The sequence below is a fragment of the Acidovorax sp. 106 genome (assembly GCF_003663825.1).
Taxonomy (GTDB): domain Bacteria; phylum Pseudomonadota; class Gammaproteobacteria; order Burkholderiales; family Burkholderiaceae_C; genus Acidovorax.
The window spans coordinates 188,351-205,572 of the sequence record NZ_RCCC01000001.1 but is presented as its reverse complement, the minus strand read 5'-3'; the positions used below and the strand labels follow the sequence as shown (position 1 = coordinate 205,572).

The following is a 17,222-nucleotide window of genomic DNA, read 5'->3' as shown; positions in this document are numbered from 1 at the left end:
GCTGCGACACGGAGGGGCCAGTGCAGGCCTCCAACAAACCTGTACCCGGCCTATCCGGCAGTGCTTCAGCGCTTCTTTTTCTTGTGGCTCGGGTGCTGCGCCACCTTGGCGGGGGCACCCAGGGCGGCGCGCGCCAGGGTGTCGGCGGCGCTGTTGCGGTGGCGGGGAATCCACTGCAGCTGCACGCTGTCAAAGCGCGCCAGCCAGGCGCGTGCGTTGTCAAACCATTCGGCCAGTCTGGCGATGGGCGCGGGGGCGCGTTTGTCCTGTTGGGGTGGTTGCAATTGTTCGATGAGGATGGTGCTGTCGCTGTACACCGCCACGGCCCGTGCACCCAGCGCATGGGCGTGTTGCAGCGCGGCGATCAGGGCGCGCAGCTCGGCCTCGTTGTTGCAGCCCACCAGGCTGCTGGTGAGCGACAGGCTGTGCTGCTGCCCATCGGGGGCCAGCAGGGTGGCCCCCAGCCCCATGCGGCCAGGGTTGGGGATGGCGCTGCCATCGCAGTGGATGACCCAGAGCCCCGGCGGCGCAGGCTGCGCCACGGGCAAAGTGGGGTGCTGGGCCATGCAGGCGTGAAGGCGGTAGCGCCGGGCTGGCTCAGCGGTAAAACGCTTCGACCGTGCCCTTGAGCTTGATCATCACGGGCTGGCCCTTGCGGTCCACCGTCTTGCCCGAAGGCACTTTGACCCAGCCTTCGCTGATGCAGTATTCCTGCACATCAAAACGCTCTTTGCCATTGAAGCGGATGCCGATATCGTGTTCGAACACGGCGGCATTGTGGTGGGGGCTGCGCGGGTCGGACGAGAGGTGGTCGGGCAGGGCGGGGGCGGTGGTCGCTTCGGTCATGGGGGCGGGATGGACAGGGATGTTAAGGGGCGAGATTTTCGCGGATTTGCGGGCCGGTGTGCGGGGCTTGCCTTGCCAGTCTGCGGGGTTTCCGGCCTTTGGGTGGGTGCGAGGTGAGTCGCACAGGCTGTCTGTGCCGCTTTTTTTTTGATAAAAATGGCCTGTGGCGCTTGATAGATAAGCGCTGGCAGCTATTGATTTAATAGCGTTTTCGTTGCGTTCCCTGATTCAAGCCAACCGGGGTTTGCGCGCCACTACCCATTCGTACAGCGACTGCGCGGCGGCCGACAGGCTTTGGTCACGCCGCCGCACCAGGTAAATCTGGCGCTGCAGCCCGGGCAACGGCAAAGGGCGCGTGACCACCCCCGGCTGCTGAAAGTGAAACAGCGTGAGCGCGGGCACCACGCTGATGCCCAGGCCCGCGCGCACCATGCCCGTCACGGTGGCCAGCTGCTCCACCTCCATCAGGGTGTGCATGGCCTGCGGGCGAAAGGCCGCCTCCAGGTACTGGCGCACGCTGCTGTTGCGTGCCAGGTGAATGAAGGGGTAGCCCGCCAGGTCGGCCACCGTCAGGGGCTTTCTGCGCCGCGCCAGCGGGTGCCGCTCGGGGCACACTAAGTAAAAGGCATCGCTGCAAAACGGCTCGGCCTGCAGCGCAGGCGTGTCCGCGCGGATGGCCGCCAGAGCAAAGTCGGCCGTGCCGTTGGCCACGCGGTCAATGCAGGGCTCAGATAGCACATCGGCAATGTCCACCGCAATGCCGGGGTGCGCCTGCTGGTAGCTGGCCAGCACCTGCGGCAGCCAGCCCGCCGCCAGTGATGGCAGTAAGGCCACTGCCACGCGACCGCGTTGCAGCGTCACGGCATCGCGCAGCGCGGCCACGGCGGCCTGCATTTCGGCGCGAATGCGGTGGGCGGATTCGAGAAAGTTCACCCCCTCGGGCGTCAGGTCCACATGCCGCGTGCTGCGGTCAAACAGGCGCGCGCCCAGCGCGTCTTCCAGCGCCTTGATCAGCGCGCTGAACGCGGGCTGCGACAGATGGCATTGCACGGCAGCGCGGGTAAAGCTGCGGTGCTCTGCCAGCGCCACAAAGGCATCGAGCTGGCGGGCGGAAAGCGCGGGGTTCTCATTCATTTGTTTTGCAGATGGATTGATTGCAACAATCGATTTCACAGAATAGCGCAGCCTGCTTACATTGCACCGCAGGAGACAGCGACTGATGTCACAACACATTCCCCACCTGCGCATTGGCTGCGCGGCAGGCTTTTCGGGCGACCGCACCGATGCCGCCGCGCCCGTGGTGCAGGCCCTCATCGCCAGCGGCCAGAGCGGCGTGCTGATTTTTGAAACCCTGGCCGAGCGCACCCTGGCACTGGCCCAGCTGGCACGCCGCACCCAGCCCGATGCAGGCTACGAGCCGCTGCTGGTGGACCTGCTGCAGCCCGTGCTGGCCGAATGCCTGGCGCACGGCGTGCGCATCGTCAGCAACTTTGGCGCTGCCAACCCTGCGGGCGCGGCACGCCGCATCCACCAACTGGCGGCCGAGCTGGGCCTGCGCGCACCGCGCATTGCGGTGGTGCAGGGTGACGACCTGAGCGGCCTCCAGCACCGTGCCTTGCTCGAGCGTGCCCTGGGCCCCGCCATGCCCACCGAGCCCATCGTCAGCGCCAACGCCTACATCGGCGCACAGGCCATTGCCGATGCGCTGCGCGCCGGGGCCGACATCGTGGTCTGCGGCCGCGTGGCCGACCCCTCGCTGGTGCTGGGCCCGGCCATGGCGCATTACGGCTGGGCGGCAGACGACTGGGACCGCCTGGCCCGCGCCACCATGGCGGGCCATCTGCTGGAATGCGGCGCGCAAGTCACCGGCGGCTACTTTGCCGACCCCGGCTACAAAGATGTGCCCGGCTTGGCCACCCTGGGCTACCCCATTGCCGAGATCGACCCCGACGGCCACTGCACCATCACCAAGCCCGCAGGCACGGGCGGCTGCATCAACGAGCGCACCGTGAAGGAGCAGCTGCTGTACGAGTTGCACGACCCAGCGGCCTACCTGACCCCTGATGTGGTGGCCGACATCACCGCCGCGCAGGTGCTGCCCGTGGGGCCTGACGCGGTGCGGCTGGAAGGTGTGCGCGGCCACTCGCAGCCGCCCACGCTCAAAGTGAATGTGTGCTTTGAATCCGGCTGGTTTGCCGAAGGCGAAATCTCTTACGCAGGCCCCCGCGCCGAGGCCCGCGCCCGCTTGGCAGGGCAGGTGTTGCGCGAGCGGCTGCAGGGCCTGGGCCCAGTGCGCGTGGATTTGATTGGCGTGACCAGTGTGCTTGGCGACGACGCCAGCACCTGGCTGGATGCGCCCGCTGCAGACATGGATGCCACCCGCGATGTGCGCTTGCGCGTGGCCCTGCAGCACCGCGACCACGCCAGCGCCCAGCGCCTGGTGCGCGAGGTGACGGCGCTGTACACCTGCGGCCCCGCAGGCGGCGGCGGCGTGCGCACCGCCATGCGCCCGCGCCTGGGCACCGTGTCGTGCGTGGTGCCGCGCAGTGCCGTGGTCACCGGCTACCAGATGTGGAATGAAGGAGGCCTGCAATGACCGACACGCGCACTGCGGATGCCGCCACCATGCTCACCGTGCCCCTCTACCGACTGGCCCACAGCCGCACGGGCGACAAGGGCAACCGGTCCAACCTCAGCGTCATCGCCTGGCATCCCGCGCTGTGGGATGTGCTGGTGCAGCAAGTGACCGAAGAGGCCGTGGCCCGCCACTTTGCCGCCCGCCAACCCAGCCGCGTCGCACGCTACCTGCTGCCCCAGCTGCACGCCATGAACCTGGTGCTGGACGATGTGCTGGACGGCGGCGTGAACGACGCCCTCAACCTCGACAGCCACGGCAAGACGCTGAGCTACTGGCTGCTGTCGCTGCCCGTGCAGGTGCCTGCTGCGCTGTGCCCGCACCTGGCTGGGCCCGCAATCTGACGCCCCCCGTTTTCGTTTGACCGTACCCATAGAACAGAAGGAGACAACATGCCCGCTAACTACTTTGCCTTGAACCGACGCCACGCCCTGGCTGCAGCCGCTGGGGCCCTGATGGCCTTGTCCATCGCTGCACCCGCTGCCGCGCAAACCTTTCCGGCCAAGCCCATCACCTTCGTGGTGCCCTTTGCCGCAGGCAGCGCCACCGACCAGCTCGCGCGGGCTGTGGGCCAGTCCATCACCAACGACACCAAGCAGGCCGTGGTGGTCGACAACAAGGCCGGTGCCAGCGGCATGATTGCCGCCGCCGCCGTGGCCAAGGCCGCGCCTGACGGCTACACCCTCCTCATCACCACCAACACCACCCACGCCGCCAACGAGCACCTGTACAAAAAGCTCTCTTACGACCCAGTGAAAGACTTTGCGCCCATCACCGGCCTGGGCAAGGGCGGGCAGGTGCTGGTGGTCAACCCCGCATCGCCGCACAAGAGCGTGGGCGACCTCGTGGCCTTTGCCAAGAAGAACCCCGGCAAGCTCACCTTTGGCAGCGGCAGTGCTTCGAGCCGCGTGGCGGGCGAGATGTTCAAGCAACTCGCAGGCGTGGACATCCTGCACGTGCCGTACAAGAGCAACCCCTTTGCCATCACCGACCTGCTGGCCGGGCAGATCGATTTGATGATCACCGACACCTCCACCGGCATGCCGCAAATCAGCGCGGGCAAGCTGCGGGCGCTGGGCTACTCCACCCAAAAGCGCAGCCCCCAGCTGCCTGAGGTGCCCACCATCGACGAAGCCGGTGTGAAGGGCTACGACATGGGCTACTGGTTTGCCGCCTACGCCCCCGCAGGCACGCCCGCCGCTGTGGTCAACCGCCTCAACGAGCTGATGCAAGCTGCCACCAAGAGCGCCACGGCCAAGTCGTTCTTCGACATGTCTGGCTCCGAGGCCTGGACCACCACGCCCGCAGACCTGGCCAAGTTCCAGGCGGCCGAGACCCTGAAGTGGGGCAAGGTGATCAAGGCCGCTGGCATTGAGGCGGAATGAGTGCCCTTGGCAGGGTTTAAGTGAAAAGTGCCTGCAACGCTTATTGGATAAGCGCAAGAAGCTATCAATAGTGTAGCAATGCGGGCCGTGGCAGGCGGGCAGGCGCTACCACGGCACCCCTTCAAACCGCTCCACCAAAAAATCCAGCAGCGCCCGCACGGCGGGCGACAAGTGCCTGCGCGATGGGTACAGCGCATAGATCGTCATCACCGGCAAACCCCACCCTGGCAGCACCGCCTGCAGCTCGCCGTTGTGCAGGTGCGGGTTGACGAGGTAAGTGGGCTGCAGCGCAATGCCGCCGCCCGCCAGCGCCGCACGCATCAGTGTGGTGGCCTCGTTGGCGCTGAAGTGGCCTGACACGCCTACCCGCTCCACCACATCACCCTGCGTAAGCTGCCACACGCTTTTGCCAAAGTTGGCATAGCTCAGGCAGCGGTGCTGGGCCAAGTCGGCGGGCTGCTGCGGCGTGCCGTGCGCGGCCAGGTAGGTGGGCGATGCGACCAGGGCCGATGTGCACTGCGCCAGCGGTCGACCGATGAGGAGTGGATCGGGCTCGGCGCTGATGCGGATGGCCAAGTCGATGCGCCGCTCCACCAGGTTCAGCGAGCCTTCGCTGGCATCCAGATCAATCTTGAGCTGCGGGTGCTGGGCCAGAAAGTCGGCAATCGCCGCACCCAGTTGCGCAAACGCAAACGACACACTGCAGGTCAGCCGCAACTGGCCGCGCAGCTCCCCCTCGGCCGTGGTGGCGGTCTCTTCTTCCAGGTCTTGGGTCAGCGCCAACATCTGCTGGCAGCGGCGCAGAGCCAGCTCGCCCGCGTCGGTCAGTGTCACGCTGCGGGTGGTGCGCTGCAGCAGGCGGGCCTGCAGCCACTGCTCCATCTCGCCCACATAGCGCGTGACCATGGCGCGCGACATGTCGAGCGTGTCGGCCGTGGCGCTGAAGCTGCCGCTGGTGGCTACTTCGGCAAATACGCGCATGGCGGTCAGTCGGTCCATGGGTGTTTATTTGATCGATTTGTGCAACAAGTTTGCGCATTTTATGGCGTTTATTAGATCGATTGGTGCAAATAAACTTCTTCCTGTGATCGACGCAACCCCCTCAAATTCTGGAGAAACCGCCATGTTCCGCACCACCCTCATCGCCGCCACCCTGTCCCTGGCCTTTGCTGGCGCCCAGGCCGCCCAGCCCCTGCAAGTCAAGGTCTACAACGCCGATGGCAACAGCTTCAACGTCAACTCCACCCTGGTCTACGGCGAGAAAGAAGCCATGGTCATTGACGCAGGCTTTACCCGTGCCGACGCACTGCGCATCGCTGCCAACGTGCTCGACAGCGGCAAGGAACTCAAGACCATCTACGTGAGCCAGGCCGACCCTGATTACTACTTTGGCGTGGAGACCATCAAGGAAATCTTCCCCAAGGCCGAGGTGGTGACCACCCCCGCCGTGCTGGAAAAGATCAACGCCAAGCTCGCAGGCAAGCTCGGCTTCTGGGGCCCCAAGATGGGCGCCAATGCACCACGCACGCCCGTGCTGCCCAAGGCCCTGAGCGGCAACACCCTCACGGTGGACGGCCAGACGGTGGAAATCCGTGGCACCACGGGCGCCCTGGCGCACCGCCCCTACGCCTGGATTCCATCGATCAAGGCCGTGGTGGGCAACATCGGCGTGTTTGGCACCAACATGCATGTGTGGACAGCCGACACCCAGACCGTGGCCGAGCGCAGCGCCTGGGTGGCACAGCTGGACGAAATGGCCGCCCTGCAGCCCACCGTGGTGGTGCCCGGCCACATGCCCGCAGGCACGGCGCTGGACGCAAGCAACGTGACCTACACCAAGGGCTACCTGCAAGCGTTTGAGAAGAATGCCGCCGCGACCAAGACCAGCGCCGAACTCATCGACGCGATGAAAAAGGCCTACCCCGCCGCCCCCATGGGCCTGTCGCTGGACATCGGCGCCAAGGTGAACAAGGGCGAGATGAAGTGGTAAGCCGCGAGTGGGCGCTCGCCCCTCCGTTTGACGTATGAAAGGAACCAGATCGTGACCGCTACGCACCCCCTCCAGCAAGTCCTGCTGCATCTGCACGCCGGGCGCTGGAACGCGGCGCACGATCTGGTGCAGCACGACGGCTCCATGCTGGGCGCGTGGCTGCACGGCATCCTGCACCTGCAGGAAGGCGACCTGGAAGATGCCGAAAACTGGTACGACCGCGCTGCCCGCCACTTTCGCAGCCGGGGCACGCTGGCCCAAGAGATTGCGGCGTTGGAAGCTGCGCTAGCCGTACCCGCTGCGCTAGCAGTGACACCACTCACATCCACGCCGCCTGAATTTGAAGAGAGACCCTGATCCATGACCGCTATGCCATCCATGCCCACCATCACGGTGACCTATCTGTTCGACCCCCTGTGTGGCTGGTGCTATGCCGCTGCACCTGCGCTCAAGTACCTGCAGGGCGTGGAGGGCATCGATGTGGCACTCGCACCCACCGGCCTGTTTGCGGGCGCCGGGGCGCGGCCCATGGATGCGGAATTTGCCGCCTACGCCTGGGCCAACGACCAGCGCATACAGCAGCTCACGGGCCAGCCCTTCACGCAGGCCTACCGCGATCACATCCTGGGTGCTGCCAACGGCCGTTTTGATTCCGGCCCCGCCACGCTGGCCCTGACCGCCGTGGCCCAGACCGCGCCCACACGCGAGCTGGATGCGCTGCACGCCCTGCAGCATGCCCGCTATGTGGAAGGCCGCGACAACACCGATCCTGCTGTGATCGCTGAAGTGTTGAATGCACTGGGCCTGCAGGCTGCTGCTTCCCGGCTGCACGAGCCCGATGACGCCTTGCGCGCAGCCTTGCTGGAGCGTGTGGCCGCCGCCCGCGCCACCATGCAGTTGCTGGGGGCCCAAGGCGTGCCGCAACTGGTGGTTACAGGGCAGGGCGGGGCGCTGCAGCTGCTGGGCGGCGATGCGCTTCTGGGGCCGCGCGAGCAATTGCAGGCGCTGGTGCGGGCGGCTGCGGCTTGAATGCAGCGCAGCGTGCCACTTTTAAACACTAAGAGCCGTTCACGCTGAGCCTGTCGAAGCGCGGCGCAATGCTTCAACCGGCTCGGCCCTCACGATGCGCACTCACTCCATCGACGGGTCGATCAACACCTTCGCCCCCGTGTTGCGCGGACCATAGAAGGCAATCGCCTCGGCGCTGAGTGCCCCCGCCAGCGACACCGTGCGTGCGTAGTGGCTGGCAAAGGTGGTTTTCAGCTCTGCCGCCACGCGCTGGCGCAGCGCCTGGGCCGCCTCTTCGCCAATCTTGTGCAAAAACGGGAACAGCAGCCACCCGCCCATGCCCCAGGCCATGCCAAAGGTGCGGTGCACTTCGGTGGGCCGTGTGTCCAGGTGGCCATACAGGTACACCTGCTTGAGCACCGCCGATCCGTAGCGGCTGTACTCCTTGGCTGTGCGGTTGATGGCGGCCTCCATGCACTGCAGGATCTGCCCTGCCAGCGTGCCGCCGCCCGTGGCATCAAACGCAATGGTGGCGCCCGTGGCGGTCAGCGCATCCGTCAGGTCAGCCATAAAAGTGGGCGCGCTGCTGTCGCACACATACTGGGCTCCGATCTCACGCAGCAGCGCCGCCTGCTCCGGCTTGCGCACGATATTGACCAAAGCGATACCGTCCTTCTGGCACACCTTGTTCAGCATCTGCCCCAGGTTGCTGGCCGCAGCGGAGTGCACCAGCGCGGTGTGGCCTTCACGCTTCATCGTCTCCACCATGCTCAGGGCCGTGAGCGGGTTCACAAAGCACGATGCGCCTTCTGCCGCTGTGGTGCCCGGTGGCAGCACCAGGCACTGCGCGGCAGGCACGGCGCGGTATTGCGAATACATGGCACCGCCAATCACCGCCACGGTGCGGCCCAGCAGCGCCTGCGCAGCGGGCGATGCGCCTGCCGCCACCACCAGGCCCGCCCCTTCATTGCCCACCGGCATGCTCTGGCCCAGGCGCGCCGCCATGTGGGGCATGGCGCGCTCAGGGATGCGGGCCGTGGCCACAGGTCGCTCTGCCGTGCCGGTGACCTGCACGGTAGACAAATCGGCTGGGCCCAGCAGCAGGCCAATGTCCGACGGGTTGATGGGCGTGGCCTGCACCTGGATCAGCACCTCGTCATGCCCCGGTGTGGGCACGGCCGTGGGCTCCAGGCTGATCTGCAGCGTGCCATCGGGCTGGACGAGGGAGCGCAGTTGCAGGGCGGTGGTGGGGATGGTGGCGGTGGTGGTCATGGCGCGCTTTCAGTGGAAAAAACGGCTGCGCCATTGAGAGCGACTAACAAAACTCAGCGTAGCGGGCCTGGCTAGGGACCCTCTGCACAAATCACTGCGTCGTGTGCATCTGCGGCCTCGGGCGGTCTGCTCCGCAAGCAAATACTCGCAATAGCGACGGCTATTGCTGCGTTTTGCGCCTTGCAGCCCATCCCGATCCGCAGCGCCCACTTTCTGCTCGATTCGTGCAGAGGATCCCTAGGCGCTCCGTCGCAGGCAGTACGCGAGGTACGACAAGACGGAACAACCACGCCAGGGGAGTTTTGTTAGCCGCTCTTATTCCATGGTGCAGCTTGGTATTGCGCATTAGAACTTGGCTGCGCTGCAATCACGGTCGCGCAAGTGGCTTTGAGCAGGTTCTTGGTGCGGCTAACACGACTCAGCGAAGCGGCCCCCTGGCTAGGCGCTCCGTCGCAGGCATTAAAAGCGGTACGACAAGGCGGGGCAACGACGCCAGGGGAGCTGTGTTGGTCGCTCTTAGCCGTCACGACCCCAAACACCAACGCCTGGTGCGCCCCTGTACACGCCAGCACGCCCTCCACCGATGCCAGCGTGGCGTTGTACCGCATCAGCGTAAGGTTGCCAGCGGCGTACACGCCGGGCACGGTGTCATTTTGCTGGCATCGGTGCGGACATACGGGCCCATGGGGCCTTCGTCGAAGGCGCAGCCTAGCTATTCGGCCAATGGGCTGGTTGGGCGCGTGGTGGCTAGTGGCTGGAGGCGGTCAGCCGATGGCTGTCTTTACGAGGCAGCCGCTCCCACCTTGGCCGCAATCTCTGTCAGGCGGTCGATGGGCTCGGGGCAGTGCTTGAGGTATCCCTGCGCGTAGTCCACCCCCATCTCCTTGAGGCGCAGCAACACCTCAGGGCTTTCGACAAACTCGGCTACCGTTTCCAGTCCCATCAGTCTGGCGACATCGGCAAAGCAGCGCACAGCCGCCTGATCCAGAGGATTGCTGATGAGGTTTCGGATGAACTGCCCGTCGATCTTCAGGTAGTCCACAGGCAGGGCTTTGAGGTACCCGAACGACGACGCGCCAGCGCCGAAGTCGTCCAGCGCGACTTTCACCCCGGCGGCGCGGACCTGGCCGATGAAGATCGCCGCATCAGCAAGGTTGGTGACGGCGGCTGTTTCTGTGATTTCGATGCAGAGCCTGGAGCAAACCGTTGCACCTGCTGCGGCGAACAATGCGAGTGCCCATGCGTGAAACGCCCTGTCGCCCACAGATTGCCCCGAAAGGTTGACGCTGAGGCTGTCGATAAGGCCTGGCTCGTGCAGGCTTTGGAGCCAGCGGACCGAGTTTTGTAAAACCCAGCGGTCAATGCGCGATGCCAGATGAAAACGCTCGGCGGCAGGCAAGAACACTCCGGGCTGTACCAACGATCCATCGTCGTTTCTCAAACGCAGCAGCACTTCGGCGTGAATACCCGGCGCTTGATCCCTCAGGCAATGAATACGCTGCGCAAACAGCACAAAGCCATCGTGGTCCAGCGCGTGCTGGATCCGGGTCGTCCACTGCATCTCATGATTTCTCTCGCGCATGGTTACGTCGGTTTCAAACCATGCGTGGACGCGATTTCTCCCGGCCTCCTTAGCTGCGTAGCAAGAGGCATCCGCAGCCTGCTGAATGGCTGCGGTATTGGCCCAGCGCTTGTCCAGCGGAACGAGGCCAATGCTTGCGCCGATCCGAAAACGTTTCTCTCCATGGACAAACCGAAAGTCGTTCATGCGGTCACAGATCTTTTGGGCAACCCGGCTCGCCTGTTCCATGGTGCAGTGTTCCAGGATGATCGCGAATTCGTCACCCCCCAAGCGCGCAAGGGTGTCGCGCGCGCGGATCGAGTCCCCCAGCAGCTTGCTGACCTGCTGCAACAACTGGTCCCCGATGGCGTGACCACACGCGTCATTGACCAGCTTGAACTGGTCCAGATCAATGTAGAACAGCGCATGGCTGCTGTCGTTGTCTTGCGCATGGCGCAGCGTTCTGAGCAATCGCGACTCGAACTCCGCGCGATTTACAAGATCGGTCAGCGCATCGTGCGTGGCCCGATAGGTCATCTCGCCACTGAGCCTGCGCTGCTCACTGACATCATGGAAGACGAGGACAACGCCGAGCATTTCGCCCTGCGGACTGCGAATGGGGGCCGCTGAGTCCTGGATGCCGTATTCAGTGCCGTCTCGCGCAATGAGCAAGGTTTTGGGGGCCAGGCCCACCGTCTTGCCCTCGGCCAGGCACGCCGCTACCGGGTCGGGTGCTGGCTCGCGCGTTTCTTCGTTGATGATGTGAAATACCTGCAGCAAGGGGCGCCCGATCGACTCCGAAGACAGCCACCCTGTCATTCGCTCGGCCACAGGGTTGAGCCAGCTGACCAGACCTTCGGCATTGGTGGTGATGACGGCGTCCCCAATCGACTGGAGTGTGACCCTCATCAGTTCATGTTGCTGCGCGAGTTCGGCGCTGAGCCGCTGCATGGCATCGTCACGGCGTTTTCTCTCGGAAATGTCGACGTGGATACCAAACATCCACTCAGGCTTGCCGTCGGCGGTGCGCGTGATGAGCCGCCCCCGGTCCTCGACCCAAATCCAGGAGCCGTCCCGATGGCGCAAGCGCAGCTCGGACACATAGGCATCGCTGCGGCCCGCGAAATGCTCTCGCAGCAGTTGCTGAGTCTGGGGCAGTTCGTCCGGGTGGGCGATGTCCGCGCGGTACTGATTCGTTATGACCCCCAGTTCTTCGACGGTCCAGCCAATGATCTCTGCCCAGCGGGGGTTGACGATCACCTCGCCGGTTCGGACGTTCCATTCCCAGGTGCCAGCGTTGGTGCCCTCTATCAGATTGCGCAAACGCGCATGCTCCCTCTGGAGCTCGCGTTCTGCACGCCTGCGAAGCGTCACATCCTCGAAGACGGCCAGACTGCGCGCAGGCTGACCTTGTGCGTCTCGCTCCAGAATTGCTGATAGCAGCACGTCGATGATCTCTCCGCTGCTCGTGATCATTTGGTAGGGCACTGCGTCACATCGGCCCGTCGCGAAAAAGGTCGGAAGTACGTCCTCTTTGGCGCGCCGGCGGGATTCTTCGGTGAGGAAGTCTGAAGACAGTCTGCCAATGACTTTGTCCCGACGGTATCCAAGGCAAGCGAGCCACGCATCGCTCACGTGCAGAAGTCGGCCTTGGGCATCAATCGAGTGCAGCATGGCTGGCGTGGTCTCGTACATCGCCTGCAGCCGACCCTGCGCGACCACTAGTGCCAGTTCTTGCTCTCGCCGCTGCGTGGTTTCCTGAAGCGTACCGCGCAGGCCACTGATGCTCCCTGACGCCTCGCGCACAGCTTCGCCGCGCGCCTCCACCCAGCCTGGGCGGCCATCGGGTCGACAGTAGCGCAGATCGAGGATGTAGTCCTCGCCAGTGCACAGCGCATGGGATACCCGCTCTGCGAGCTTGGCATAGTCTTGCGGCTGGTAGATGCGAGATTGCTCTTCAAAACTGGGTGCTGGAGCCTGCGGGTCGCCGCCGAGGATCGAGTACATCTGTGGAGACCACGTAACGACATCCCCCTCGACTTGCCAGCTCCAACTGCCCGTTTGGCCGAGCCTCTGGGCTTCTTCCAGTGCCAACTGCGCTGTCTTGAGTGCCGTAACGTCACTGACATTGACGAAGAAGCCAAGTACCTCGCTGCCTGCGATATCGGGCACGTAGTGCGCCAGGATGTGGCGGCGACTTCCATCAACATTGGTCACTGCACGTTCGAAATTCTGTTCGTGCCCTGCCAGCGCCGCATGGGCGTATTCCTCGTTCCATTCGATGATGCGTTCGCCCAGCAGCGCTTCGCGTGACATGCCGATCAACTCGTGCGGCTGCCTGCCAAACCATTGCGCGTAGGCATGGTTGGCAAAGCGGCATCGCCGATCCTTACCCCAGTACGCCACCATACTTGGGATGGCGTCAGTGATGGCGCGAATAAAGCGCTGGCTTTCGCCGAGCGCCAGGCCCGCCGACTCTGCCAGGTTGCGCTGTTCAATGAGTTCAGCCTCGAAGCGGTGGCGCTCGTGGGTGGAAACAAGGCTCCAAAAATAGGCGGGAGCACCCTGGTGTTCCCCCCGGCGGCTATTGAGTAGCACAGGCACGCGGGTTCTGTCGCCGCCGCTGACTTGAAGATGGATCTCGCTGATCTGCCCGTCCCGCAGCAAGGTGGGCCAGATATGGGTCTGCAGGAAGATTCTGCTGGCAGGCGGCAGCAGTTCCTCGAACAACGCCCCGATGCGATCCTCTCGTGCTCCCCCGATAAGCGCGAGAAGTGCCGCGTTGACGTCCAGAAGGCGACCCGCTTCGTTCGTGACGACCACCGCGCAGGGCAATTGGTCCAGCAGATTCATGAAAGGGGCCTTGCCCTTGCGTCAGGCTGCGACGGCAGCGTGATCAAGATAGTCACGCATGGCATGGATCACGAGGGATGGGTTGCTCATGTGCCCGCAATGGCCGGCAACGTCGAGCACTTGCAGTGTGCTGCCCGGCAGGTGTGCATGCAAATACTCTCCGACGGAAAGGGGTGCCAGAGTATCGCTGCGGTGTTGCAATAGCAGTGATGGCCGCGAGACTTTGGCAAGGTCAGACCGGTTGTCCGCGAAGAATGTGGCCCTGGCGAACACCTTTGCAGCTACCGGGTCCGTCGAGCAAAAACTGTTTGTCAGCGTGCTGGTGACCTCGCCGGCCCCTGCATTCCCCGCAACCACGGGCGCCAGGTAGTTGGCCCATCCCATGTAGTTCTGATCCATCAGCGCCAGCAGACCTTCGAGGTCGTCACGCTCGAAGCCCCCCGCGTAGCCGGGCGGGTCATTCAGAAAGCATGGCGATGGGCCCAGCAAAATCAACCGGTCAAACAGCGAAGGCCGCTCGATGGACGCGAGCATGCCGATGCTGCAGCTGACGGAATGGCCCACAAAGGTCACCCCCTCGCTGAGGCCAAGGGCATCGCACACTTCCAGGACGTCCAGCGCGTAGCCCCGAAGATCGGCATACCGCATTCGGTCAAACGCGGTGCGGTCGGAGCCGCCGCTGCCCACATAGTCGAACAGCACTTGGCGATGCGTAGCTCTGAACGCAGGTGTAATCAAACTCCACATGTCTTGATTGCACCCAAAGCCGTGCGCGTACATCAGCACAGGGCCTTCGTCGCCCAGGACTTTGACATTGTTTCGCTTCAAAACGCTGCTCATGGCGCATCTCCTCAGGTTGATACGGTATCAGGGCAAACCGGTTCCCACAAATTGGTAGGGTGCCATGGACTATAGCGACGCAGGCGCTGCTTGGCCGGGTGAGATGGGCGATGGCGCGGCCAAACCCCGCGTTTGACAATAGTTTGCAGTTTGCCTGTGAATCCGGGTGCAACGCCATCTCACTGGTGTGATACGGGCAAGATCGTGGCGTCACAGCTGTGTGTGACGGCCGTTATCTCGTTTGCGATCCAGCACTTGGCAGGCATGAAGGACTCCAAGGAGATCTTTGCGATCAAGAGGGACGGTGAGGCGCCGATCTTCAGCATGACCGAGTCTATGTTGGACGCTGATCTGTTCTCCGCTGTGCTGGAACTGGTCGCTGCGCTCTGATAAAGCCCTGTGCGCCAGTTGTTTTGAGCGCCCCCAGGTTGCAGCAACCGGGCCGGGCACGTCCTGCAGTGTTCTAGGGTTTGCCCTAGTCATTGAATAACGTACTAGTTAGTACATTGCATGCACTTTGACAAAACAGGGCGCTTTTTGGCGCCGGATGTGCATGACTTCCCAAGTTTCCAAGCCAGCCTCAGCGGCTGGCAACGCCAGCCACAACCCCCGCAAGGCGGCCCTCGCCAGCTGGATCGGTAGTGCTGTCGAGTACTACGACTTCTTCATCTACGGCACGGCCGCTGCGCTGGTGTTTGGCAAGTTGTTCTTTCCGTCCATTGACCCGCAGCTGGCCAACGTGGCTGCGTTTGCCACGTTTGGCGTGGCATACATCACCCGGCCCTTGGGGGCGGTGCTGTTGGGACACATTGGCGACAAGTTTGGGCGCAAGAAGGTGCTCACGCTCACGCTGCTGCTCATGGGCTTTTCGACCTTCATGATTGGCGTGCTGCCCACGTACGAGCAGATCGGCTTTGCCGCGCCAGCGCTGTTGGTGGTGATGCGTTTGCTGCAAGGCATCTCGGCGGCGGGCGAGCAGGCCGGGGCCAATTCGATGACGCTGGAGCATGCGCCCGACCACCGCCGCGCCTTCTTCACCAGCTTCACGCTGTCTGGCACGCAGGCGGGGCTCATCCTGGCCACGCTGGTGTTCATTCCTATCTCGGCTTTGCCTGAGGACCAGTTGCTGGCCTGGGGTTGGCGTATTCCGTTCCTGCTCAGTGCAGTGGTGGTGGCGGTGGGCTTTTGGGTGCGCCGCACCTTGCCTGAAACGCCCGCGTTTGAAGAAGACGCGCAGGCCAAGGGCAAGGCCAAGCTGCCGGTGGTAGAGCTGTTCACCCAGCACAAGGCGCAGGTGCTGCGCGTGGTGTTTGCTGCGCTGGTGTCGGTGGTCAGCACCATCTTCAGCGTGTTCACGCTGTCGTATGCGGTCAACACCGTGCACATCCCGCGCGCCACCATGCTCACGGTGCTGGTGCTGGCCAACGTGGTGGCGCTGGGTGCGATTCCGCTGTGGGCCACGCTGTCCGATCGCATCGGTCGCCGCCCGGTGTTCATCTTGGGCGCGCTGGGCTCTGCTGCGCTGATCTGGCCCTACATGTGGGCGCTGAGCACGGCCAACATTCCGCTGATTTTTGCGCTGGGCATTTTGCTGTCGGGCGTGGTGTACAGCGCTGCCAACGGCGTGTGGCCCGCCCTGTATGGCGAGATGTTTGACACCCGGGTGCGCCTGTCGGGCATGGCCATTGGCACGCAGCTGGGCTTTGCGCTGGGCGGCTTTGCGCCCTCCATCAGTGCGGCCATTTTGGGCACTGGCCCCACGGGCTGGGTGCCGGTGGCAGCGTTCACCACGGGCGCAGCGGTGGTGTCAGCCATTGCAGCCTTTTCTGCGCGTGAAACCTATCGCGTGCCCATGGCCCAGCTGGGCAAATATGGCGCAGCACCGGCAGCCCCCGCCACGTCGCCACAACAAGGAGCACAAACCGCATGATCTCCGGCAAAACCGCACTCATCGCCCACCTGGGCTACCCCACGGAGTCGTTCAAGGCCCCGATGATCTACAACCCCTGGTTTGAAAAGCAGGGCATTGATGCGGTGGTGGTGCCCATGGGCGTTAAGCCCGAGGACTACACCGCCACGCTGGCCGCGCTCTCGCGCTTTACCAACCTCAAGGGCGCCTTGGTGACCATGCCGCACAAGGTCACCACCTTGTCGCTGGCCGATGAAGTGACGCCCACCGCCCGCATTGCCGGGGCCTGCAACGCGCTGCTGCTGCGGCCGGACGGCACCTGGCTGGGCGACCAGTTTGACGGCGCAGGCTTTGTGCGCGGGCTGCTGCGCAAGGGGCGCACGCTGCGCGGGGCCCGCGTGATCGTGTCGGGTGCTGGCGGTGTGGGCTCAGCCATCGCGGCCTCTTTGGCCGCTGAGGGCGTGGCCCACATCAGCCTGTATGACACCTACACCGCCAGCGCAGAGGGCCTGGCCGAGCGGCTGCGCGCCCACTACCCGCAGCTGGTGGTGCAGACGGGCTCCAACGACCCTGCGGGCTTTGACGTGGTGGTGAACGCCACGCCGCTGGGCATGAAAGAAGGCGACCCGCTGCCCTTTGATGTGGACCGCATCGACGCTGGTGCCATGGTGGGCGAGGTGGTGATGAAGACCGAATACACGCCGCTGCTGCAGCTCGCGCTGGCCAAGGGCTGCGGTGTGCAGGTGGGCACAGACATGCTGTTCGAGATGATTCCGGCCTATCTCGAATTCTTTGGCTACGGCACGGCCACCGCCGACGAATTGCGCGCCGTAGCGCAAATCCAGTATTGAGCCAGATGTAGGAAACCAGTGGGGCAGGGTGTTCTTGATCAAGCCTGTCTGAGTCAGAAATATCCGTTCGGG

Annotated in this window: 15 protein-coding genes and 1 pseudogene; 9 read left to right on the top strand and 7 right to left on the bottom strand. The window is 64.1% G+C overall.

The window, feature by feature from the left end:
* Positions 1-65 precede the first annotated feature (65 nt).
* From C8C98_RS00900 to C8C98_RS00890, 3 genes are all read right to left on the bottom strand, one after another.
* On the bottom strand, positions 66-566 hold the full coding sequence (locus C8C98_RS00900) for a ribonuclease HI family protein (RefSeq protein ID WP_121452760.1): 501 nt from the start codon (positions 564-566) through the stop codon (positions 66-68).
* Between the two features lie 31 nt (positions 567-597).
* Positions 598-846 carry a DUF3297 family protein gene (locus C8C98_RS00895; protein WP_121452759.1) on the bottom strand — a complete coding sequence of 83 codons (249 nt, stop codon included), beginning with the start codon at positions 844-846 and terminating at the stop codon, positions 598-600.
* Between the two features lie 228 nt (positions 847-1,074).
* A complete protein-coding gene (locus C8C98_RS00890; protein WP_121452758.1) occupies positions 1,075-1,980 on the bottom strand; it encodes a LysR family transcriptional regulator in 906 nt (301 codons plus the stop codon).
* Between the two features lie 85 nt (positions 1,981-2,065).
* Here C8C98_RS00890 and C8C98_RS00885 point away from each other — a divergent pair, with 85 nt between their 5' ends.
* Genes C8C98_RS00885 through C8C98_RS00875 form a run of 3 tightly spaced genes read left to right on the top strand, consistent with a single transcriptional unit; the run spans position 2,066 to position 4,866 of the window.
* Positions 2,066-3,442: an acyclic terpene utilization AtuA family protein gene (locus tag C8C98_RS00885; RefSeq protein ID WP_121452757.1), complete on the top strand. Its 1,377-nt coding sequence runs from the start codon at positions 2,066-2,068 to the stop codon at positions 3,440-3,442.
* Positions 3,439-3,825: a hypothetical protein gene (locus C8C98_RS00880; RefSeq protein ID WP_199726534.1), complete on the top strand. Its 387-nt coding sequence runs from the start codon at positions 3,439-3,441 to the stop codon at positions 3,823-3,825. Before C8C98_RS00885 ends, C8C98_RS00880 begins: the two co-directional genes overlap by 4 nt.
* Before the next feature lie 48 nt (positions 3,826-3,873).
* Positions 3,874-4,866, top strand: coding sequence for a tripartite tricarboxylate transporter substrate binding protein (locus C8C98_RS00875; RefSeq protein WP_121452756.1), 993 nt, complete (start codon positions 3,874-3,876; stop codon positions 4,864-4,866).
* A 105-nt stretch (positions 4,867-4,971) separates the two neighbouring features.
* On the opposite strand, the gene C8C98_RS00870 is transcribed toward C8C98_RS00875, so the two are convergent.
* Complete coding sequence (locus tag C8C98_RS00870) at positions 4,972-5,865, bottom strand: LysR family transcriptional regulator (protein ID WP_121452755.1); 894 nt, start codon at positions 5,863-5,865, stop codon at positions 4,972-4,974.
* A 124-nt stretch (positions 5,866-5,989) separates the two neighbouring features.
* Here C8C98_RS00870 and C8C98_RS00865 point away from each other — a divergent pair, with 124 nt between their 5' ends.
* The 3 genes from C8C98_RS00865 to C8C98_RS00855 are packed head-to-tail and all read left to right on the top strand — an operon-like array spanning position 5,990 to position 7,885.
* Positions 5,990-6,856: an MBL fold metallo-hydrolase gene (locus tag C8C98_RS00865; RefSeq protein WP_121452754.1), complete on the top strand. Its 867-nt coding sequence runs from the start codon at positions 5,990-5,992 to the stop codon at positions 6,854-6,856.
* Positions 6,857-6,907: 51 nt separating this feature from the next.
* A complete protein-coding gene (locus C8C98_RS00860) occupies positions 6,908-7,213 on the top strand; it encodes a hypothetical protein (protein ID WP_370450295.1) in 306 nt (101 codons plus the stop codon).
* Positions 7,214-7,225: 12 nt separating this feature from the next.
* Entirely contained in the window at positions 7,226-7,885 is a 660-nt protein-coding gene (locus C8C98_RS00855; protein ID WP_121452753.1) for a DsbA family protein, read from the top strand.
* Positions 7,886-7,987: 102 nt separating this feature from the next.
* Here the strand turns inward: C8C98_RS00855 and C8C98_RS00850 are convergent, their stop codons facing one another.
* The 3 genes from C8C98_RS00850 to C8C98_RS00835 all read right to left on the bottom strand — a co-directional run bounded on the left by C8C98_RS00850 (position 7,988) and on the right by C8C98_RS00835 (position 14,390).
* Positions 7,988-9,136, bottom strand: a complete 1,149-nt coding sequence (locus C8C98_RS00850; protein WP_121452752.1) for a zinc-binding dehydrogenase — start codon at positions 9,134-9,136, stop codon at positions 7,988-7,990.
* Between the two features lie 781 nt (positions 9,137-9,917).
* Positions 9,918-13,550, bottom strand: a complete 3,633-nt coding sequence (locus C8C98_RS00840; RefSeq protein WP_121452751.1) for a bifunctional diguanylate cyclase/phosphodiesterase — start codon at positions 13,548-13,550, stop codon at positions 9,918-9,920.
* A 21-nt stretch (positions 13,551-13,571) separates the two neighbouring features.
* The gene (locus C8C98_RS00835) at positions 13,572-14,390 is read right to left on the bottom strand and encodes an alpha/beta fold hydrolase (protein ID WP_121452750.1); all 819 of its coding nucleotides are present in this window, start codon (positions 14,388-14,390) and stop codon (positions 13,572-13,574) included.
* Between the two features lie 156 nt (positions 14,391-14,546).
* On the opposite strand from C8C98_RS00835, the pseudogene C8C98_RS00830 reads away from it, so the two are divergent.
* The 3 genes and pseudogenes from C8C98_RS00830 to C8C98_RS00820 form a co-directional block, all read left to right on the top strand.
* A pseudogene (locus tag C8C98_RS00830) lies at positions 14,547-14,780 on the top strand (electron transfer flavoprotein subunit alpha/FixB family protein); the annotation flags it as partial.
* Between the two features lie 163 nt (positions 14,781-14,943).
* Positions 14,944-16,320, top strand: a complete 1,377-nt coding sequence (locus C8C98_RS00825; protein WP_233574408.1) for an MFS transporter — start codon at positions 14,944-14,946, stop codon at positions 16,318-16,320.
* Positions 16,317-17,150 carry a shikimate dehydrogenase gene (locus tag C8C98_RS00820; protein WP_121452747.1) on the top strand — a complete coding sequence of 278 codons (834 nt, stop codon included), beginning with the start codon at positions 16,317-16,319 and terminating at the stop codon, positions 17,148-17,150. Before C8C98_RS00825 ends, C8C98_RS00820 begins: the two co-directional genes overlap by 4 nt.
* The last annotated feature ends 72 nt before the right edge of the window (positions 17,151-17,222 follow it).